Annotated in this window: 12 protein-coding genes; 11 read left to right on the top strand and 1 reads right to left on the bottom strand. The window is 65.2% G+C overall.

All coding sequences use genetic code 11. The features are described from left to right. Positions 1-27: 27 nt before the first annotated feature. A complete protein-coding gene (locus tag AC1PLU_RS20445; RefSeq protein WP_481107105.1) occupies positions 28-1272 on the bottom strand; it encodes an efflux RND transporter periplasmic adaptor subunit in 1245 nt (414 codons plus the stop codon). Between the two features lie 256 nt (positions 1273-1528). Here AC1PLU_RS20445 and AC1PLU_RS20440 point away from each other — a divergent pair, with 256 nt between their 5' ends. The 11 genes from AC1PLU_RS20440 (at position 1529) to AC1PLU_RS20390 (ending at position 21246) form a co-directional block, all read left to right on the top strand. Then, positions 1529-2845 (top strand): M20 family metallopeptidase, encoded by a 1317-nt coding sequence (locus AC1PLU_RS20440; RefSeq protein WP_481107104.1) that lies wholly within the window; start codon positions 1529-1531, stop codon positions 2843-2845. 179 nt (positions 2846-3024) lie between these two features. After that, a complete protein-coding gene (gene queF / locus AC1PLU_RS20435) occupies positions 3025-3840 on the top strand; it encodes an NADPH-dependent 7-cyano-7-deazaguanine reductase QueF (RefSeq protein WP_023905002.1) in 816 nt (271 codons plus the stop codon). 103 nt (positions 3841-3943) lie between these two features. After that, positions 3944-4237 (top strand): LysM peptidoglycan-binding domain-containing protein, encoded by a 294-nt coding sequence (locus tag AC1PLU_RS20430; protein ID WP_104549983.1) that lies wholly within the window; start codon positions 3944-3946, stop codon positions 4235-4237. A gap of 90 nt (positions 4238-4327) precedes the next feature. Further along, positions 4328-4882, top strand: coding sequence for a hypothetical protein (locus tag AC1PLU_RS20425; protein WP_168959667.1), 555 nt, complete (start codon positions 4328-4330; stop codon positions 4880-4882). Positions 4883-5303: 421 nt separating this feature from the next. Continuing rightward, a complete protein-coding gene (locus tag AC1PLU_RS20420) occupies positions 5304-7535 on the top strand; it encodes an NADP-dependent isocitrate dehydrogenase (protein ID WP_481107103.1) in 2232 nt (743 codons plus the stop codon). Positions 7536-7879: 344 nt separating this feature from the next. After that, entirely contained in the window at positions 7880-9619 is a 1740-nt protein-coding gene (aceK, locus tag AC1PLU_RS20415; RefSeq protein ID WP_481107102.1) for a bifunctional isocitrate dehydrogenase kinase/phosphatase, read from the top strand. Positions 9620-10135: 516 nt separating this feature from the next. After that, entirely contained in the window at positions 10136-16798 is a 6663-nt protein-coding gene (locus AC1PLU_RS20410; RefSeq protein WP_481107101.1) for a hypothetical protein, read from the top strand. Then, entirely contained in the window at positions 16798-18732 is a 1935-nt protein-coding gene (locus AC1PLU_RS20405) for a cytochrome D1 domain-containing protein (RefSeq protein WP_481107100.1), read from the top strand. The genes AC1PLU_RS20410 and AC1PLU_RS20405 overlap by 1 nt, the downstream gene beginning before the upstream one ends. Continuing rightward, the gene (locus AC1PLU_RS20400) at positions 18733-19362 is read left to right on the top strand and encodes an SCO family protein (protein ID WP_481107099.1); all 630 of its coding nucleotides are present in this window, start codon (positions 18733-18735) and stop codon (positions 19360-19362) included. After that, positions 19359-19934, top strand: coding sequence for an SCO family protein (locus AC1PLU_RS20395; protein ID WP_481107098.1), 576 nt, complete (start codon positions 19359-19361; stop codon positions 19932-19934). The genes AC1PLU_RS20400 and AC1PLU_RS20395 overlap by 4 nt, the downstream gene beginning before the upstream one ends. Then, complete coding sequence (locus AC1PLU_RS20390; RefSeq protein WP_481107097.1) at positions 19918-21246, top strand: c-type cytochrome; 1329 nt, start codon at positions 19918-19920, stop codon at positions 21244-21246. Before AC1PLU_RS20395 ends, AC1PLU_RS20390 begins: the two co-directional genes overlap by 17 nt. The last annotated feature ends 172 nt before the right edge of the window (positions 21247-21418 follow it).

The following is a 21418-nucleotide window of genomic DNA, read 5'->3' as shown; positions in this document are numbered from 1 at the left end:
GGAACTCCCGTCGCCGGTGGTCGCGAGTTAGCGCGGGCCGCCGCCGCCGCGTCGGCCGCCGGCGCCGCCGCGTTCCTGCTTGTCCTGCACGGCCTTGAGCTCGGCCTCGGTCGGCTCGGGTGGGGTTTCGCCCGGCTTGAGCGCGCTGACCTTGCTGCCCGGCTTCAAGCGGAACTGGCCTTCGGTCACCACCCGCTCGCCCTGCTTGAGCCCCTTGGTGATCTGCACGTGGCTGTCGTCCACCTCCACGCCCTGCACCACGGTGCGCATCTGCGCGGTGTTGTCGCTGCCCACTACATACACGTAATCGCCGTCCGGGCCGCGCTGCACCGCCTGGGTCGGCACCACGGTGCCGCCGGAGATGGTGCGCAACTGCAGGCGCACGTTGACGAACTGGCCCGGCCACAACGCGTTGTCGGCGTTGTCGAAGATCGCGCGTGCGCCGAAGGTGCCGCTGTCGGCGGCGATGCGGTTGTCGATGACGTCCAGCTTGCCGTCGCCGCTGATGATGTGCGCATCGCCGCGATCCAGCGCCGCCACGCCCAGCGCGGCGGCCGCCTGACCGCTGCGCACCGCCTGCAGCTCGCGCTCGGGCAGGTTGAAGGACACGTAGATCGGGCGGATCTGGGTCAGGGTGACGATGGTGGAGGTGCTGCTGACGATATTGCCCACGTCCACACCGCGGATGCCGGCAATGCCGTCGATCGGCGCCAGGATGCGGGTGAACTGCAATTGCACCTGGGCCGCGCGCATCTGCGCATCGTTGGCCGACACCGCCGCCTCGTACTGCGCCACCTGGTTGCGCTGGGTATCCAGATCGGTGCGCGAGACGTACTGCTTGTAGGCCGGATCGTTGGAGCGCTGGTAGTTGACCCGTGCGGTGGCCAGCAGCGCCTGGTTCTGGCGCTTGGCCGCCAGCGACTGGTCATAGCTGGCCTGCAGGCTGCGTGGATCGATCTGCGCCAGCAGCTGGCCCTTCTTCACTTCCTGGCCCTCCTGGAAATTCAGGCTCATCAGCTGGCCGCCGACCTGCGGGCTGACCGTGACCGTGTTGAGCGCGGTGACCGTGCCCAACGCGCTGGCATAGACCGGCACGTCCTGGGTGGTGGCGGCCACCACCGTGACCGGCACCGGGCCGTGGTCTTCGGTGCCGCTGCCGTCCGGCGCGCCTGCGCGCTTGCCGTGATTGCCCCCGCCGAACATGCGCATTGCAACGAACACCACGACAAGCACCGCTACGACCAGCAGTGTGATCTTCCAAAAACGCGACATGCGACAACTCCTGAGGGCGGGCCGGGCGCTGATGCGACCGTGGGGCAGCTGTGCGAAGCATATCGTTGCGCCCAAGCAATTGAGCGTTACTGAAGTAACGGCTCGCCAAGCGAAACGGCCACGACGTTCACAGATGCAGTACAGCGGCAACGCACCACGGTCGCCACGGTTGACCGGCGGGCTGAATCGGGCACCACCGCAGCCCGCCAGCTGCGCGGGTGCACTACATTAAGCAACCATCTTTAGAGGATTCTCGATGCGCCACTCCCGCCTGCTGACCAGCGCGCTATTGCTCGCCCTGCCCACGCTCGCCGCCGCCCAGGCCGCGCCCCGGCCCGAAGTGCAGGCCGCCGCCGCGCCGTTGCAGACCAAGCTGGTGCAGTGGCGTCGCGACTTCCATCAGCACCCCGAACTGTCCAACCGCGAGGAGCGCACCGCCGCCACGGTGGCTGCGCAGCTGCGCAAGCTCGGCCTCAAGCCGCGCACCGGCATCGCCCATCACGGCGTGGTGGCCATCATCAAGGGCGGCAAGCCAGGTCCCAAGATCGCCTTGCGTGCGGATATGGACGCCCTACCGGTGAAAGAGCAGACCGGGCTGCCGTTCGCTTCCAAAGCCACTGCCGAGTACCGCGGCGAGCAGGTCGGGGTGATGCACGCCTGCGGCCACGACGCGCACACCGCGATCCTGCTCGGCGTGGCCGAAGCGCTGGTCGGCATGCGCGACCAGTTGCCCGGCGAAGTGATGCTGATCTTCCAGCCCTCCGAAGAGGGCGCACCCGGCAACGAAGAGGGCGGCGCCTCGCTGATGCTCAAGGAAGGCCTGTTTGCCGACTTCAAGCCGCAGGCGGTGTTCGGCCTGCATGTGTTCTCCAGTGTGCAGGCCGGCAAGATCGCGGTGCGTAGCGGCCCGGTGATGGCCGCCTCGGATCGGTTCGCGATCAAGATGATCGGCCGCCAGACGCATGGCTCGGCGCCATGGAACGGCATCGACCCGATCGTGGCCAGCGCCGACATGATCGGCGCCGCGCAGACCGTGATCAGCCGCCGCGCCAACCTGTCCAAGCAGCCGGCGGTGCTGAGCTTCGGCGCGATCAAGGGCGGCATCCGCTACAACATCATCCCTGACGACGTGGAAATGGTCGGCACCATCCGCACCTTCGACGAAGCCATGCGCCAGCAGATCTTCGCCGACCTCAAGACCGTGGCCGAGCACACAGCCGCCGCCCACGGTGCCACCGTCGAGGCACAGGTGCCGGACCAGCCCGGCAACCCGGCCACGATCAACGACCCGGCCCTGACTGCCAAAATGCTGCCCAGCCTGCAGGCTGTGGTGGGCGCCGACAACGTCTACGAGCCGCCGCTGCAGATGGGCGCGGAAGACTTCTCGTTCTACGCGCAGCAGGTACCGTCGATGTTCTTCTTCGTCGGCTCCACCGCCAAGGGAATCGACCCGGCGACCGCGCCCAGCAACCATTCTCCGCAGTTCCTGCTCGACGAATCCTCGCTGGATGTGGGTTTGCGCGCGCTGTTGCAGGTGTCGCTGGATTATCTGCATCAGGGCGAGGCTGGCTGAAACCGGGATTTGTGATTGGGGATTAGGGATTCGTGTGCAACTGCACGATTCCCTCATCCCGCCAGCGGAGTGGTGGATCTGGGCCTGCCATGCGCGCTCCGATGTTCCTGTCCGCCAATCGCGCTAGTCCGTGGCCGCCATACACCTCACGGCCAGCCCGCTCGCCCTAAAATGGCGATATGAATACCCCAGAAGATTCCTCCCTCGGTCGTGAGGTCGCTTACCCCAGCGGCTACGATCCGTCGCTGTTGTTTCCGATTCCGCGCGCGGCCGGGCGCGAGGCGATCGGCCTGACCGGTGCGCTGCCCTTTATCGGCCGTGATCGCTGGCATGCCTACGAACTCGGCTGGCTTGATGCACAGGGCAAACCCTGCGTGGCCACTGCAACCTTGCATGTGCCCAGCGATTCGCCGTCGTTGATCGAATCCAAGTCGCTCAAGCTGTATCTCAATTCGCTCAACGCCACCCGCTTCAACAGTGCCGAAGCGGTGCGCACGCGCATCGCCTCCGACCTATCTACGCGCGCCGGTGCCGATGTGGCGGTGGAATTCGGTCTGCCGCCGATCGATGCGGTGGGCGAGGGCGAATCGATCGATGCGCTGGATGTCAGCATCGACGACTACGGCCCGCCCAATGCCGCGTATCTCTCAGCGCACGCACAACCAATCGTGGAAGAAGTGCTGACCTCGGCCTTGCTCAAATCCAATTGCCCGGTTACCGGTCAACCGGATTGGGCCAGCGTCACGCTGCGCTATCGCGGCGCGCCGATCGACCGCGAAGGTCTGTTGCGCTATCTGGTGAGTTTCCGCGACCACGCCGAGTTTCATGAGCAATGCGTGGAGCGCATCTTCCATGACGTGCTGATCCGCTGCGCGCCCGAGTGGTTGGTGGTGGAGGCACGTTATACCCGTCGTGGCGGACTGGACATCAACCCATTGCGCAGTTCGCCCAGCGTACCGACACCGCTGTCGATTTTCCGCGATCTGCGCCAGTAGCCGGCCGTGTTGGAGGATCGCGCCAGCTTCACGGCAGCGCGATCCACACTTAACGGCGCTCCGCGCACGCTGCAGTCATCGTGATGCACGAAGGATGGCAGCAATGAGTGTCGACAAGAAAGCAGATTTTTCCAACGTAACCTCCTCGGTCGACAGTACCGCCGATGTCACGCCAGCGCCGGATTTTTCCAACGTCCGCAGCAGCGTGCAAAGCACGGCGCAGATCGTCGAAGAAACGGTGACCGTGCAGGCAGGCGACAGCCTTTCCAGTATTGCCAAACGCCATTATGGCGACGGCAATCTGTGGCCGCGCATTTTCGAGGCCAATCGCGAGACGCTCAAGGATCCGGACAAGATTTTTCCGGGACAGGTGTTGCACTTACCACCAAAGGCATAAACGCCTGATTTAGCCAGTCGCTGGCTTGGTGATCTGTTCCACTCAATGCTTTCCTCAAGAAACCCCATTCGTTTAGCCGGAGATTCATCCATGCGCACCAAATCCGTTTCAAGCACGCTCGCCATTGCGCTTGTCGGCGTGCTCGCACTATCAGGTTGTAAGAAAGAAGAAGATGCCAGTGTGTCGAAGGATCCCACCTCCGGTGCCGCCACTGAAGCAATGCCCGGCCCGGCGGGCACGCCGCCTGCGAGCGATCAGGCTGGTCAGAGCACTGCTACCGGTGCTGCCAGTACCGACAGTGCCGCCGCAACCGGTGCGGCAGTGACGGTGTCCAGCGTCGCGGTCGGCACCACTGCTGCCGCAGACAAGACGGTGACCCCGTCGGCCAATATCGGCAGCAAAGACACCATCATCGTCTCGGTGAAAACCGATGGCAGCGCGAGCAACGTGGCGGTTTCGGCCAAGCTCACCTACCAGGACGGCCAGGTCGCTGGTGAGCAGAACGCCACCTTGACCACCACCGGCGCAGAAACCACCAACCTCAGCTTCAGCAAGCCCGATGGCTGGCCGGCTGGCACCTACACCGCGCAGGTGATGGTGGATGGCAAGCCGGCGGGTAATCCGCAGACCATTACGGTCAAATAAGACAAGCGCTAGGAAGCATGCTGCATGTAGACGCGCATGTTGGCGGAGCAGGGCGGTAACACGCTGGCCCGCCAACATTTCGCCAACAGGGCGAGCACTTCGTCGCTGTTCTTCCAGCAAGCCATTTAGCGGTAAGCCATCAGGGCGCGATCACACGATCGCGCCCTTTTTGCTGCGCCACGTTGTGACGCGACACATTCGTTACAGCTGCATCCATGTCGATTGGCCGGGTCACGGGATGGAGCATCCGCCTGTGGTCGCTTTACCCGGGCGCGGCTCAGACGCGACAATGCCGTGCTGATCCATCGCCGCGTTCCACGCGCTGGCCGATCGGCGTGCCACCAGCGACCCCCGTCGCGCACGCCAACGCCATTGCCATGGACACCGGCGCTCCTCCCGACCACAAGAGCCATCGCACCTCATGTCGAAGACACCGAAGATCCTCTACACGCTCACCGACGAAGCACCGTATCTGGCCACGCAGTCGCTGCTGCCGATCATCGCTGCCTACACCGATACCGCCGGCATCGTGGTCGAAACCCGCGATATCTCGCTGGCCGGCCGCATTCTGTCGCTGTTCCCCGAGCACCTGACCGACGCGCAGAAGATCGCCGACGACCTCGGTGAGCTGGGCGCGCTGGCCACCACGCCGGAAGCCAACATCATCAAGCTGCCCAACATCAGCGCCTCGGTGCCGCAGCTCAAGGCCGCGATCGCCGAACTGCAGGGCCAGGGTTATGCGCTGCCGGCGTATCCGGACACGCCCAAGGACGACGCCGAAAAAGACATCAAGGCGCGCTACGACAAGGTCAAGGGCAGCGCGGTCAACCCGGTGCTGCGCGAAGGCAACTCCGATCGCCGCGCACCGCTGTCGGTGAAGAATTACGCACGCAAGCATCCGCACCGCATGGGCAAGTGGAGCAGCGACTCCAGGTCGCATGTCTCGCACATGGACGATGGCGACTTCTTCGGCAGTGAGCAGTCCACCACGCTGGCAGCGGCGGGCACGCTGAAGATCGAATTCGTCGGCAATGATGGCAGCAGCAGCGTGCTGAAGGAAAAAGTGGCGGTCAAGACTGGCGAAATCGTCGATGCCGCCGTGTTGAGCAAGCGCGCACTGGCCAGCTTCATCGATGCCCAGATCGCCGATGCCAAGGCGAAGGATGTGCTGTTCTCGGTGCATCTGAAAGCCACCATGATGAAGGTCTCCGACCCGGTGCTGTTCGGTGTGGTGGTCGGCGAGTTTTACAAGGACACGCTGAGCAAGCATGCCGATGCGCTTGCATCGGTCGGCTTCGATCCCAACAACGGCATCGGCGATCTGTACGCACGCATCGCCACGCTGCCGGAAGCGCAGCAGGCGCAGATCAAGGCCGATATCCAGGCCGAATACGCGCAGCGTCCGGCCCTGGCGATGGTCAATTCCGACAAGGGCATCACCAACCTGCATGTGCCCAGTGATGTGATCGTCGATGCATCGATGCCGGCGATGATTCGCGATTCGGGTCAGATGTGGAACGCCGAAGGCAAGCTGCAGGACACCAAGGCGGTGATCCCGGATCGCTGCTACGCCCATGTCTACCAGGCGGTGATCGACAATTGCAAAGCGCACGGCGCGTTCGATCCGTCCACCATGGGCTCGGTGCCCAACGTCGGCCTGATGGCGCAGAAAGCCGAGGAATACGGCTCGCATGACAAGACCTTCCAGCTTCCCACCGCCGGCACCGTCAAGGTCACCGACGACACCGGCACCACCGTGTTCGAACACGCGGTGGAAGCCGGCGATTTGTGGCGCATGTGCCAGGTCAAGGACGCACCGATCCAGGACTGGGTGAAGCTGGCGGTCGAGCGCGCACGTCTGAGCGATACCCCGGCAGTGTTCTGGCTGGACAAGGCGCGCGCGCACGACGCGCAGGTGATCGCCAAGGTCGAAACCTATCTGAAGGATCACGACACCAGCGGGCTGGATATCCGCATCCTGCCGCCGGTGGAAGCGACCACCTTCTCGCTGGAGCGCATCCGCAAGGGCCAGGACACCATCTCGGTCACCGGCAACGTGCTGCGCGATTACCTCACCGACCTGTTCCCGATCCTGGAGCTGGGCACCAGCGCCAAGATGCTCTCGATCGTGCCGTTGATGGCCGGTGGCGGCCTGTTCGAAACCGGCGCCGGTGGCTCGGCGCCCAAGCATGTGCAGCAGTTCGTCGAACAGAACAGCCTGCGCTGGGATTCGCTGGGCGAGTTCCTGGCCCTGGCCGCCTCGCTGGAGCATCTGGGCAACCGCTACGACAACCCGTCGGCCACGGTGCTGGCCAAGGCGCTGGACGTGGCCAACGGCCAGTTCCTGGACAACAACAAGTCGCCGGCACGCAAGGTCGGTGAACTGGACAACCGCGGCAGCCACTTCTATCTGGCGATGTACTGGGCGCAGGCCCTGGCCGCACAGACCGAAGACACCGCGCTGCAAGCCAAGTTCGCGCCGCTTGCCAAGGCCTTGACCGAGAACGAAGCCACCATCGTGGCCGAGCTCAACGGCGCGCAGGGCAAGCCGGTGGATATCGGCGGCTACTACCACCCCGATCTGGCCAAGGTCAGCGAAGCGATGCGCCCGAGCAAGACCTTCAACGACGTCTTGGCGACGCTGAAGGCCTGATCCAGCGCACCGCGTCTCGGTGCGCTCGCAAGTGCGACATCCAGGGCCCGCCTCGTTCAGAGGCGGGCCTTGTCGTTTCAGCGCAATGGAGACAGCGCAACCGTCATGCATCCGGCCTTGCCGCCGCTTTGCAGTGGATTGCCCGCGGCTGGGTGTTGCCCGGTGTGGCCTTGGCTGGCGAGAGTTATTGGCAACGTGCGCTGCCTTGCCAGGATCAGCAGGGCCGGCGCGTGCACCGCGTGCTGCGGCAGGTTGACGCGTGATGCAGGTGTTTGCCCGCTTATTACGTGCTCGATCGCCCGCACTGGCTGCGCGCCGTCGCAAGTGCTGAGTACACTGCCACCATGAGCCCTGTTCCGTTACCGCCGCAGTCCGAGCGTCGCGCGCTGGCGATCGGCCGCGCCGTGTATGAAGCCTTCGAGGATTACCACGCGCGCTTTGCGCAGATTACCGCACGCGCTAAGCAGCGCTTCGAGACACGTGACTGGAACGGCGCGCGCGAGGATGCGGTGGCGCGTATTGCGCTCTACGATCAATACATCAGCGAATGCATGCTGCGGCTGCGTGCGGTGTTGCTGGGGCAGGCGCACGATCGCGCGCTGTGGATGCGCGCACGCGAGCATTACGCCGCGCTGCTGACCGGGTTGATCGATCAGGAGCTGTACAAGACCTTTTACAACACCCTGACCCGGCGTTACTTCGGCACCCATGGTGTGGATGCGGAGATCGAATTCATCGCGCTGGATATCGAGCCGACCGATGCGATCACGCTGCCGGTTGCGCGGCATACCTACGCGGTCTCGCCCGGCCGGCTGACCGACATGCTGGTGCGCGTGCTGGGCGATTATGCCTTCGATGTACCGTACCTGCACCGCACCCGTTGCGCGGCGGCAATTGCAGTGCGGCTGCAGGACGATCTTGCGCATTGGGGCGAGCATCCTGTGCGCAGTGTGGAACTGCTGGAGACCGTGTTCTACCGCGAACGTCGCGCCTATCTGATCGGGCGCGTGTTCGGCGAACATCGCTTTTCTCCCTGCGTGATCGCACTGGTCAACGATGGCGCCGGCCTGCGTGCCGAAGCGGTGCTGACCCGGCGCAGTGATGTCGCGCAATTGTTCAGTAACTCGCGCAGTTATTTCCAGGCCGATCTAGCCACCGTCGGTGATGCGGTGGTGTTTCTGCGCAGCCTGCTGACGCACAAGCCCATCGATGAGTTGTACACGATGCTGGGGCGTGCCAAGCAGGGCAAGACCGAACGCTATCGCACGTTTTTCAGCCATTTTCAGGCGCATCCTGCCGAGCAGTTGGTGCATGCCGATGGCACGCCCGGCATGGTCATGGTGGTGTTTACGCTGCCCAGTTATCCGCTGGTGTTCAAGCTGATCCGCGACCGCTTTGCGTATCCAAAAACCATGAGTCGCGCGCAGGTGGAAGGCAAATACGAACTAGTGTTCCAGCTCGACCGCATCGGCCGCCTGCTCGACGCGCAGCCGTACCGCTTTCTGCGCTTTCCCAAGGCGCGTTTTTCACCGGCGTTGCTGGAAGAACTGCAGACCAGCTGCGCGATGAGCCTGAGCGAAGATGGCGCCGATGTGTTGATCGCGCTGTGCTACGTGCAGCGCCGGCTGCGCCCGCTCAATCTGTACCTGCGCGAACAACTGCCCGAGGCCGCGCATGCCGCAGCGCTGGACTACGGGCAGGCGATCAAGGACATGGCGCGCAACAACATCTTTCCCGGCGACATGCTGCTGAAAAACTTCGGCATCACCCGGCATCAGCGTGCGGTGTTCTACGACTACGACGAGCTGTGCCTGATCACCGAATGCACGTTCCGCGATTGGCCCATGCCCACCAGTTACGAAGAACAAATGTCCGCCGAGCCCTGGTTTCATGTCGGCCCGCGCGATGTGTTTCCCGAGCGTTTTGCGCTGTTTATGGGCTTGCCGGCGTCGCAGCTGGAAGCGGTCAAGCACACGCATCCGGAACTGTTCGAGCCGCAATGGTGGCGCGATCTGCAAGCGCGACTGCGCGAAGACGATTACCCGGATACGCCGCCCTACGCGGACTCGCGCCGTCTGGCCTGAGCGTCGATTGCATCGCCGATGCGTGGCGATGCGACGTAACGAACCCGACTAGCCGAGACGCTTATCAGTGATCTCTGCGGGTTTGTGCAAAATCGCAAACAGTGCGCTGCAACACGCTTGGGCCTGTTGCAGTGTGCTGACCGTTGCTCCGAAACTTGTTTGCACCTCAGATTGGCTGTGCTATATCGGCACGACAGTGGATGTTCACTTCGAGGCAGTCGGATGCCTCTCACCACGCTTTCTGCATTAGACCAATCCGTCGTCTGGCGCGGCCGGACGACGTGCATGCCTGTACGTTCGTGCGGCTGTTGTTGCCTGTGTGCATCACTCTGACGGAGCGACTTGCTCCGCGACAACTCGTGCAGTCTTGCGTGGGAGAAGAACGTGATGGATGTTCGTTCCTCGATGTCTCGCTGTCTGTTTTGCGTGGCTCTGTGTGTGCTTGCCGCAATGGCAATGGCGCAGCCGGCGCGGCCACTTGAGCGTGTGGATCCGCGCCTTGATCAAGGCCTGCGCGTGTCAGACAGCGCGCTGCAGCGCATACGCGGGCAGCTGACCCAGCGCGCCGCGTTCAGTTGCCCGCAATCGGCCGTGTTCGCCGATGTCGTGGCCATCGACCACCCGATGGTGTTCAACCGCCTGGGCGCGCAGAACGTCAATTGGGCGATGTACGCGTTGCGCCACGATCTGATTCACCGCAGCAACAGCCAGGTGCTCGACTATTCCACGCAGGGCCAGGCCTTGTTTGCACGCGTAGTTGCCAACAATCGAAGCCGCGATATCGCGCTGCGTCCTGACCTGCGTCCGCGTCCGTTGGTAGTGCGAGTGGCCGCCGGTGGCTATCTGCATGTGCGCTTGACCAATCTGCTCGAAGTAACGCCAGTCCCGCCAGAAACGGGTCCGGGGAATCCGTTCAATTCCTTCCCGGATCCGCTGCCGGGCGTGGACCATCCAATGGAACATGCGGTCAAGGATGCAGTGGGCACCGACCCGAGCAAAACGCTCTATCGCATCGACGACCAAGTCGACAGCCGCGTCGTCGGCTTCCATCCACAAGGGTTGGAACTGGTCGGCTCGATCGACAGCGACAGTTCCAACACCGGTGCAAATGCAGACAGCCTGGCCAGGCCCGGACAGACCCGCGACTACTGCTTTCATGCGCCGCACGAAGGCGCCTATCTGGTCGGCAACGATGGAGCAGTGTTCGGCGGCGAAGGCAGTGCCGGCAACAGTGGCGTCGGCTTGTTTGCTGCGGTCACCGTGCAGCCGCTCAATGCGCGTTTCTACCGCGCGCAATTGACCGAAGAAGAACTGCGCCTGGCCACGGTGGGTGCCACGCCCTCCGGGCAGCCGATCCTCAACTACGAAGCGACCTACCCCAACGATTGCGCCAGCGCCGGGGTGTGGTGTCGCGAAGGCAAGGCGGGCCTGCCGATCCTCAACATGCTGCAAGGGCAACGCCTGGTGCACGGTGAGGTCAATGCGATTGTGGTGGGACCGGAAAAAGACGGCAGTTTTCCTGCGCGGACCTATCCGCTGGAAGGGCAGGGCAAGCGCAATCCCGCGCTACCGAATCGGCTGGAGCCGTTCCGCGAATTCGTCTCGGTCTTTCATGACGAAAATGCTGCCACCCAGGCATTTCCGTATTTCTTCGAACACCCCGAGCTCTCGCACACGCTGCATGGCGTGCGCGATGGCTTCATGATCAATTACGGCTCCGGCGGCGTTGGTGCGGAAATCATCGCCAACCGGCTCAAGTCGGGCCCGATGCAGGATTGCCTGGATTGCGCCTACGAAGAATTCTTTCTCTCTTCGTTTGCGGTTGGCGATGCCGCCACGCTGGTCGATAACCCGGCCAACCTGGTGATCAGCCAGTGCCAGCCGGAATATCTCACCGACCGGCGCTATGCGGCGCAGCGCGCCAAATACTGCGTGCAGCCCAAGGAGCAACGCGCCACCCAGGCGTACTACCCGCACGATCCGGCCAACGTGCACCACAGCTACATCGGCGACTTCGTCAAGTTCCGCAACCTGCATGCCGGCAAGGAACAGCACATCTTCCACCTGCACAACCATCAGTGGTTGTTCAATCCCAACGACGACAACGCCAACTACATCGATGCCCAGGGCTTGGGGCCGGGGTCGGGCTATACCTACGAGATCGCGTACGGCGGCTCGGGCAATCGCAACAAGACCGTGGGCGATGCGATTTTCCACTGCCATTTCTACCCGCATTTCGCGCAAGGCATGTGGTACATGTGGCGTAATCACGATGTGTTCGAAGCGGGCACGCGGCTGCAGGTCAGCCAGACCCGTTCGGGCTTCCATGAAACGCCGTTCGGCTTGCAGAACGGGCGCCCGGCCAGCCAGTCGCGCGCCTTGCCCGATGGCGAGATTGTCGCCGGCACGCCGATTCCCGCAGTCGTGCCGTTACCGGGCAAGGGCATGGCGGTGATGCCGGCGGCGGTGCAGGTGGAACCGCGCATCGTCGATGGCGTGCAATACGGCTCGGTGGCGCGCGTGCAGCAGCGCGATCGCAATCCGGGCTATCCGTTCTGGGTGGCCGGTGCGGAAACCACGATGGGCTCGCGCCCGACCACCCCGCCGCTGGATATGTCCAGCATTCCCGGTGTGGTGGCAGGCCACGACGGCGGCATTCCACGGCATGCGCTGGCCGGCTATTCGGCCGGCGGCGTGACCGACGCCAAGCTCGATCGCATGACCGCAGAAAAGCACATCAAGCTGGCCAAGCCGGTGTATTACCCCGAGGCTGGCACCGATCTGGAACAGGTCGCGATGAAGTTCCATGCGGTGCGCGAGCATCCTACCCACGCGGTGGATATGGCGGGCACAGTCAGCGCCTCGCGTTTCATCACCAACGGTGCGCCATCGGTGCCGGGCGCGCCGTACAACGAACCCTGCATCGACGATCAGGGCAGCTTGCTAAAGCGCGGCGGCGATGGGCGTTTTTTCGGTGGCAGCAACGGTGCCTGGATCACTGCCACGGCCGCATTGCCTGGCGGTATCGAATTCGGCGCCGACAGCCCACGCGTGTATCGCGGCGCCAATCTGCAACTGGACGTGGTGTTCAACAAGGTCGGTTATCACTATCCGCAGCAGCGCATCCTCACCCTGTGGGAAGACGTGTCGTCGCTGCTCGACAAGACCCGCCCGCCCGAGCCGCTGGTGCTGCGCATGAACACCTTCGATTGCGCGATGTACGCGCACACCAATCTGGTGCCGAAGGATTTCTATGCCGACGATTACCAGATCACCACGCCAACCGATGTCATCGGCCAGCATATCCACCTGCCCAAGTGGGACCTGACCTCGGCCGATGGCAGCGCCAATGGCTGGAACTACGAAGACGGCACGTTTTCGCCCGGTGCGGTGCGCGAGCGCATCCACGCGGTCAACGCCTGGAACGAGGCGCAACGCGCGGCGGGGCGGCCGGACGTGGTCAACCCCTACGACGGCACGCAGGCGCCCCTGGTGCCGAGTTCGCATCCGTATTTCGGCACATTGACCGGGCATCAATATGCCGATTGCGAAGCGCGTTGGCGCGCGCTCGGTGGCGATTTCGAAAAATTCGAACACAGCTATGGATTCCCCGGCGCCTGCGACTGGCTGGGTGCACGTACCACGTTGCAACGCTGGTTCTCCGACCCGCTGGTCAATGCGCAGGGCGTGCATCGCGGCCTGGGCATCACCTTCACCCACGACCATCTTGGCCCCTCCACGCATCAACAGCTCGGGCTCTACGCCACCATGCTCACCGAGCCGCCCGGTGCGCTATGGCGGCACAACGAAACCGGCAAGGTGTTGTACGACGCGGCCACGCGCATGGACGGTGGCCCGACCTCCTGGCAGGCGGTGATCACCGACAAGGGCGGCAAGCCGCTGGACAGCGATGGCGATGGCCGCGACGACGCGCACCGCGAGTTCTTCCTGCAATTCGGCGATTTCCAGCACGCCTATCAAAAGGGCTATTTCTACGGCGTTACCAGCAAGGGCGTGCCATCCACCATCGATGCCTCGGCGCTGCCCACGGCCAACAGTTTCCGCCAGGCGATTCATCCATCGGTGCGCAAACCCGCTTCGCCCGTGTTGCCGGATATCGTCGCCTACGAGCCGCGCTGCCCCGGTGGCGAAACGGGCTTGCCGGGCGCGGTGTATGTGCCCGGCACCGCACCGCCGCGGCCGTGTCCGGAGGCGATCTCGGCCGACGACGTGGGCATGATGGTGGTGAATTATCGCAACGAGCCGCTCGGCTTACGCGTCTACAACCCTAGCGCCACCGCAGCCGATGGCAAGTCCGGCGCGCAGGCCGACAGCTACCGTGGCGATCTGGCGTTCGCGCTGCAGACCCGCACCGATCGCGCGATCAGCGTGCTCAACGGCATCGGTGGTGAAGATCCGTCGCTGGCCGGCAGCAGCCCGCACTATCCCGCCGACATCAACGCGCGTCGCCTGGCCGGCGATCCGTATACGCCGATCCTGCGTGCCTATTCCGGCGATCTGGTGCGGGTGAAGATCCAGGCCGGCGCGCACGAGCACGAACACAACGCGTCCATCAACGGCATGGCGTGGATGCAGGGCGGCTCCGGTTTCGGCCAGGCGCCGCACTCGGGCTGGCGCAACAGCCAGAACGCCGGATTGTCCGAGCAGTTCACCTTCTCGGCGCGGATCACCGATTACGAAAGCGCCACCCATCTCAACGACCGCATGTACACCATCGACAGCAGCCAGGACGGCCTGTGGAGCGGGGTGTGGGGCGTGTTGCGCAGCCACAACCGCCGCGATGTGCGTAGCGACCGGCTGGTCGCCTTGCCCAGCCAATTGCGCCCGGCCTTGCTGGCCCCGCAACAGGGGCGCGGGCTGTTCAACGATTGCCCGGTCAATGCGCCGGTGCGGCGGTATCACGTGGCCGCAGTGCTGGCCAATACCGCGCTCGGCAACGCATTGGGCGTGACGATTCCGGCAGGCCTGGCCGGCAGCCGGCTCAACCCGCGCGGCGGCACGCTGGTCTACAACCCGCGCGCCACCGAGATCACCTTGCAAACCACCGACGAGAAGGGGGTCATCACCACCCAGCACTACGGCAGCGGCCCACTGCACGATCCCTCCGCCATCCTGTTCGTGCGCAACGAGGATCTCGATGCCAAGGGCATGCTGCGGCCGGATCGCCCCGTCGAGCCATTGGTGTTGCGCGCATCCGCCGGCGAGTGCCTGCAGGTGGTGCTGCACAACCGCCTGCCGCGCGCGCGTGCCGGCATGCCGGATCTGGAGGGCTATACCTCGATGTCCGGCACGGTGCGGCGCTCGGCCGGCAGCGGTAGCTCGAGCATGCAGTCGTTCAACAACAACCTTGTGCACGCCTCCAACCGTGTCGGTCTGCATCCGCAACTGGTGCATTACGACGTGCAGTCCTACGACGGCAACAATGTCGGCACCAACAAGATCAGCACCATTTCGCCGAACTGGAGCAAGGTCTATCAGTGGTATGCCGGGGTGATCGACACGCTGCCCTCGGCCGGGCTATGCCCGATCTACGCAGGCGACAAGGCGCCGTTTCTGGACCTGCTCAGCCAGTTCGCACGCGAGCCGAACCTGCGCCCGTTGACCGAGCTGATGACCGCCGCCGCATTCGAGGACGTGGTGCTCAGCGCGCTCGAACCCGGGTACGCACTGGAGGGCAGTGCCAACGAGCGCTCGCGTGCCCTTGCCAGCGATCTGCTGCGCCAGGCGCCCGTGCAGGCCTGCCTGGAGAGCGTGCCGGACGGCAAACCGCTGGCCGGCGAGGCACTGCGCGCCTATGCCGCGCCACCGGCGTTGCGCGACCCCAAGGAAGGCGCCGATGCGCAGCTCGACGAAGCCGCACTGCTCGACGGCGACGCCTACCTGTATCGCGAACGCCTGGCCGACACGCGTGGCAAATGCGTCGCCGATCCTGCGCTGCGCCAGGTGGTGTTGGAGCGTTTGCTGCAGGAAAAAACCCGCGAAGAAGCCGACGTCTTGACCGCGCGCATCACCGCCAGTTTCCGCTACGAAGTCGAAGGCGTGGACAGCGCCGCCAACGATCCTTCCGGCGCCAGGCGCGCCTACGCCTGGCGCGAGCTGCGCTACCCGGATCTGACCCTGGACAGCACCGAGCTGGTCGCGTTGTCGGCCAAGGCCTGCCGCTATGTCGGCGTGGAGTTCGGCGGCAGCAACCTGACCCCGCCGGACCGGATCAAGCAGGGCCAGAAGGCGGCAGTGGGCGCGCTGGTGATCGAGCCCAAGGGCGCGCGCTGGCGCGAGTACAGCGACGACCGCATGCGCAATCGCCAGGACCCGGCATCGGCCAGCTTTCCGCAGACCCGCAGCCGTGCCACCGCCGATGTCAGCTACCGCATCGTCGATGTGGCGGGGGCCACCCAGAATCGCAGCTTCCGCGATCTGGCCCTGGTCCATCAGAAAGGGTTGAACCTGCGCTACGCCGATGGCAAAGCGGTACAGAACATCGCTGCAGAACGCGTGGACGCCAACGAAGATCCACTGCGCACCGCACCGGAGGATGCACACGACTCCGGGCATATGGCGATCAACTACGGCAGCGAACCGATGTGGTTCCGCTTCGGCATCGCACCGGATGCGCCGTTCGGCGGCGATGGACTGGGCGGTATCTCAGAGGCCTGGCAGGCATTCGATAATCAGTGCTGCGGCAACGGTGGCACTGCCACGACGGCGCAAGCCAACGTCGGCGAACCGTTCGTGCCCGTGCTGCTGGCCTACGCAGGTGAAGAAACCCGCTTGCGCAGTGTGATGCCGACCGGTGTGGGCCGCGCCTCGGTGGTGGAACTGCATGGTCACAGCTGGCCGCGCGACCCATACCTGGCCGAGCGCGTCACCGCAGCGGGGTTCCCGCAAGGCGGCAAGCCGGCCGACTGGGGCGTGCCATCGCAGTGCATCGGCGACAACCCGATCCAGATGGCGATGGGCGGGCAGGAGAGCGTCACCCCGCTGTCGCACTTCGACATCGTGCTGCCCAAGGCCGGTGGGCAAGCCGGCGTCACCGGCGATTACCTGTGGCGCGACCACGGCGGCTTCGGCATCACCAACGGGCTGTGGGCGATCGTGCGGGTGCAGGCGGCGGCAGCGACGTATCCGGCCGCACCGTTACGCCGCGATTGCCGCTGATGGCACCGCCGCGCCCGCGCCGGAGTCTGCGAACAGGCAGTGCACTCGCCGGGCTGCTGCTGTGCGCGCTGGCGTTGGCCGCGCCGCCGCCCAAACCGCCGCCGCCGGTCTATTTGGATCGGGCGCTGGAAGCGGAAGGCGTGGGCTTGCGTCTGCGCCTGGAAGCGCTGGAGCCGGGCGCACCGGGGCAGCCGGTCGCCGGGCAGCAACTGCGGCTGCGTATCGATGCCAGGCGGTTGGCCGATGGGCAGCCATTGAACAACTGGGCGCCGGGTGCCTGGCTGGATCGGGCCACCGATCCGCTGTCCGGCGCGGTGCCGGTCTGCCACCAGCGCATCGCCGGTTTTCTCAGCGCCAATCTGCTGCAGCGCCCCTTGCTCGATCTGACCGGCTACTACCTGCTCAGTCTGGACGCCGAACCCAGTGTCTCGGTGCTGGACCCGGCGGTCAGTTTCAGCGGACGTACCAGCCTGCTGGCCGCAATGCGGTTGGACGGGCGCGGCTTCGATTGGGTCAAGACCAGCGACGATGCGCGGCTGTACGTGGCCTTGCCGGAGGCGCGCAAACTTGCCGTGCTCGATGTCCAAGGCCTGAAAACGCTGGCGCATGTCGCGTTGCAGGGCCGCCCGACCCGGTTGGCGTTGCAGCCTGGCGAACGCCTGTTGTGGATCGGCCGTGTCGGCGAGGCCGGCGATAGCGGGGTGGATGTATTCGACACCGTGGAGGCACGCATCGTGGCGCAGTTGCCACTGCCGGCCGGGCATCACGAAATCGCGTTCTCCGATGATGGCCGCCTGGCCTATGTCAGCAGTCGCGAAGGACGCGCGCTGGCGATCGTCGACACCGAGAGCCTGGCGATCGTGCGCCGGCTGTCTTTGGACGACGAACCATCCGCGGTGCTGTTCGCCCCCGGCAATGGCTTGCTATGGGTGGTGAGCGCCCGCGCCGGGCGCATCTGGCGCTATAGCCGCGATGGCGAAGCGGTGGACACGCGCGTGGTGGAGCGGGGTAGCGGCCCGGCCCGGCTCAGCCCGGATGCCCGCCACGTGCTGCTGGCCAACCCCGCGCAGCATCGCCTGCTCGCCCACGATGCAGGCAGCGGCGCGCTGCGGCATGCCATCACCATTTCCGGGCGGCCATACGACATCGCCTTCTCCGCGCAATACGCCTACGTGCGCGCGCTGGACAGCGAGCAGATCGCATTGTTGTCGCTGGCCAGCCTGGACACCGCCGCGCCGTTTTTGAAATTCGTCCCCGCCGGTGCCGCCGCGCCCTCGGCCAGTGCGGAGTTGCCGCGCGCCTCCAGCATGGCCGAAAGCTACGAGGGTAACGGCGCCTTCATCGCTACTCCTGCCGAGCGCACCCTGTATCACTACATGGAAGGCATGAACGCGCCGGATGCGGGCGTGCGCACCTACGGACATACGCCGATGGCCGCACTGCTGGCGCGTCGCGGTCTGCGCCAGACCGGTGTGGGCGAATACACCGCGATCGTGCGCCTGCCCGCCGCCGGGCAGATGGTGATGGCCATCGCCAGCGCCCTGCCCAAGGTGCAGGAATGCATCGGCCTGCAGGTCGACGCCGCCGCGCCTGTAGCGGGGCCTGCGCAGGTGGCGATGCGCTGGGAAGGCGATTCGACGCGCTCGTTGGCGCCGGGCGAACGTTTCGCATTGCGGGTTGCCGCGCGCGATGCGCAGGCCGCCGCCCGCATCGCCGGCCAGCCATTGCGGCTACGCATCGTCATGGCCAACGGCAACGTCACCGCCACCTGGCCAATGCATCCGGACACTGCGCAGCCAGGAGTCTGGGTTGCGCACGGTGCGTTGCAGGCCAGCGGCGGTTACTACGCCTATCTGGACGCAGCTACACCGGTGCAGCTGGTTTTTGCCACCTTGTTCGTTCGTGAGCCTACCGTTTTGCAAGGAGCCAACTAAATGCGCATGTTCCTGCTCTCGGCCTGCGGCCTGATGCTGCTGTCTTCCACTGCCGTGGCGGTTGCGGCCCAGCACGGCCCGCACGCCGAGCATCACCGCATGACACAGGCGCAGACCCTGGCCGCTAGTCCCACCGAGGTGCAGGTGCCGGAAGTGGCGTTGCTGGACGCCCACGGTCAGCCTCACGATCTGCAACCGCTGCTGCAGGAAGGCATCGTGGTGGTCGATTTCATGTACACCAGCTGCACCACCATCTGTCCGGCGCTCACCGCCGTGATGGGCAGCGTGCAGCGCGAGCTGGCGCTGCGGCCGCGCGGCAAGGTCACGCTGATTTCGATCACCCTGGACCCGCGCCACGACACCCCCGCGCAACTGCTCGATTTCAGTCGGCGCGTACGCGCTGGCGAGCGCTGGTACTGGCTCACCGGCACGCCTTCCGATATCGACCGGGTATTGCGCGGCTTCGGGCTGCCGGTCGGTGGCCGCCCGGAAGACCACGGCCCGGTGATGCTGGTCGGCGATGCGCGCCAGGAACGCTGGTGGCGATGGGTCGGCATGCCCGAGCCGGCGCGATTGCTGGCCGCCGTCGACGCGCTGGCGGCCGATGCCGGCGCGCGAGGTGCGCCATGAAACGGCGGCGCTTGTGTCTGGCGCTGGTACTGGCGTGGCCGGCATTGGCGGCTGCACGCGGCACCTCCACCGGCTCGCCCGAGACGCGCGCACGCGACTACTTCGGCGACGCCACCCTGGTCGACCAGAATGGCGTCGGCCACCGCTTCTATACCGATCTGTTGAGCGAAGGCGTGGTGCTGGTCAACCTGGTGTTTACCAACTGCCCCAACGCCTGCCCGATGCAGACGCAGATGCTGCAGCAGGTGCGCCGGCAGCTGGGCGAGCGTTTCGGCAAGGACGTGCGCTTTCTGTCGCTGTCGATCGATCCCGAGCGCGATACCCCGCAATCGATGAAGGCCTTCGCTGCCAAGTACGGTGCTGACGTGGACGGCTGGCGCTTCGTAGTCGCCGCCCCCGAGACGATGCAGCAGGTGCTCGGCAAGCTGGGCCAATGGAGTGGCGAGCCCGAGAGCCACAGCACGCTGCTGATCGCCGGGCGTGCCGGGCGTCAGCATTGGCTCAAGCTGCGTCCGGATGCGCCGGCGGAGCGGATCGCGCTGGATCTGCTGCGGCTTGCCGACGAAGCCTGAGCGCACGCCGATGCATCGCCGCCTGTGCGCCTGGTTGCTTGCCGCGTGCGCGTGTGCGGCGGCCTCTGCATTTGCCCAGGGCGCGCCGCCAGCCGAGCTTGGCCGGTCGCTGTATGCAACCGGCGTCGGGCGCGACGGACGCAACGTCGCCGGTCTCGGCGTGCACGGCTGCGCCGGCTGTCATGGCGACGACGGCCGCGGTAAATCCGAGGGCTTCGTGCGTGCGCCGGATATTCGATGGTCGCAACTATCGGCGCGGTTCCCCGCGCGCCGCGCCGATGCGCCATTGACTCGCTACGACCTGCAAGCACTGACGCATGCGGTGCGCGCCGGCAGCGCGCCGGACGGTCGCCGTCTGGACCCGATCATGCCGCGCGTGGCACTGGCCGACGACGAAGTGCAGGCCTTGCTGGCCTATCTGCAGCAGCTGTCGCATCCGGTTGCGCAGCGCGATGCTTCGTTGCGCATCGCGCTGCTGTTGCCGCGCCCGGGCCGTCAGCCGATTGCCGATGCATTGCACGATGCGCTGCGCAGCTGTCGTCCTGCAGAAACCGGGCGCCTTGCCGCCTTCGACGTGGTGTCTTTCGATACGCCCGAAGAGGCCGCCGAGCTATTGCAGTCGCAGCTGCATCCATCGCGCGACACCTTGTTGCTGGCACCGTTTATCGCCGGCTGGGAACAGACGTACGCCGATCTGATGCATGGTCGCAACATCGTCACTGCGCTGCCGTTCTCCATGCTGGACGCACCGCAGGGCGCGCGCTGGGATTACGCATTTCCCGGCGTACAGGCACAGCTGGCACGCCTGCTCGACGTGGCGCAGGCGCGTGGCCATCGCAGCCTTGCGATCACCTACGATCCCGACGATCCACTCAGTGCGCAGCTGTATCGCTACGTGGTTGCACTGGCGCCGCGCACAGGTTTGACGCTGCGTCCCTGGCACTCCGATGAATCCACCAGGCTGTGGCTGCGCCCTGTCGCGGCCGATCACGACATCTCCGCACAGCCAACGTCCATGTTGCAGCTGGCACCCGCGATGTACGCACCAGATCCCACGGTCGTCACTGCGCCCTCCGGCGCCGGGCGCTGGATCGTGGCCTATCCCTACAATCCGGTCGCTGCCGATGGTCGCTGGGTCGGGCCGGCTGCCGCATGGGCATCGGCGGGCTGCGATCTACTGGCGCAACTCGATCCGCTGCGTCGCCTGCAACCGCAATTGCAGACGATCCGACTCACGCAAGGCGCAGCAGTGCTGACTGCCGAATCGTCCGATGCCGCGCAGATCGCGCACGTCCATTTGCTGCAGCGCTGAGGCGTGTGCGCGTACCTCCATCTGCTGTCGGTGTATCGCAACTGCGCAGTCGCGTCGCAGGCATTCAAGCACCCCGACACGCCGCCGTTACCGACGGAGAAACGGATAAACCTGGTCCAGGATTTACGCGTATGCACCAAGGCTGGTACAACGAAGATTCAATCACGATGGA

It is taken from the genome of Xanthomonas sp. NCPPB 2933 (assembly GCF_056725225.1).
The sequence above is the reverse complement of the archived record's forward strand: the minus strand, read 5'-3'. Positions and strand labels throughout refer to the sequence as shown.

Coding starts and splice junctions, on each gene's coding strand:
- AC1PLU_RS20445 (WP_481107105.1), bottom strand. CDS start 1,272: ATGTCGCGTTTTTGGAAGATCACACTGCTGGTCGTAGCGGTGCTTGTC.
- AC1PLU_RS20440 (WP_481107104.1), top strand. CDS start 1,529: ATGCGCCACTCCCGCCTGCTGACCAGCGCGCTATTGCTCGCCCTGCCC.
- queF (WP_023905002.1), top strand. CDS start 3,025: ATGAATACCCCAGAAGATTCCTCCCTCGGTCGTGAGGTCGCTTACCCC.
- AC1PLU_RS20430 (WP_104549983.1), top strand. CDS start 3,944: ATGAGTGTCGACAAGAAAGCAGATTTTTCCAACGTAACCTCCTCGGTC.
- AC1PLU_RS20425 (WP_168959667.1), top strand. CDS start 4,328: ATGCGCACCAAATCCGTTTCAAGCACGCTCGCCATTGCGCTTGTCGGC.
- AC1PLU_RS20420 (WP_481107103.1), top strand. CDS start 5,304: ATGTCGAAGACACCGAAGATCCTCTACACGCTCACCGACGAAGCACCG.
- aceK (WP_481107102.1), top strand. CDS start 7,880: ATGAGCCCTGTTCCGTTACCGCCGCAGTCCGAGCGTCGCGCGCTGGCG.
- AC1PLU_RS20405 (WP_481107100.1), top strand. CDS start 16,798: ATGGCACCGCCGCGCCCGCGCCGGAGTCTGCGAACAGGCAGTGCACTC.
- AC1PLU_RS20400 (WP_481107099.1), top strand. CDS start 18,733: ATGCGCATGTTCCTGCTCTCGGCCTGCGGCCTGATGCTGCTGTCTTCC.
- AC1PLU_RS20395 (WP_481107098.1), top strand. CDS start 19,359: ATGAAACGGCGGCGCTTGTGTCTGGCGCTGGTACTGGCGTGGCCGGCA.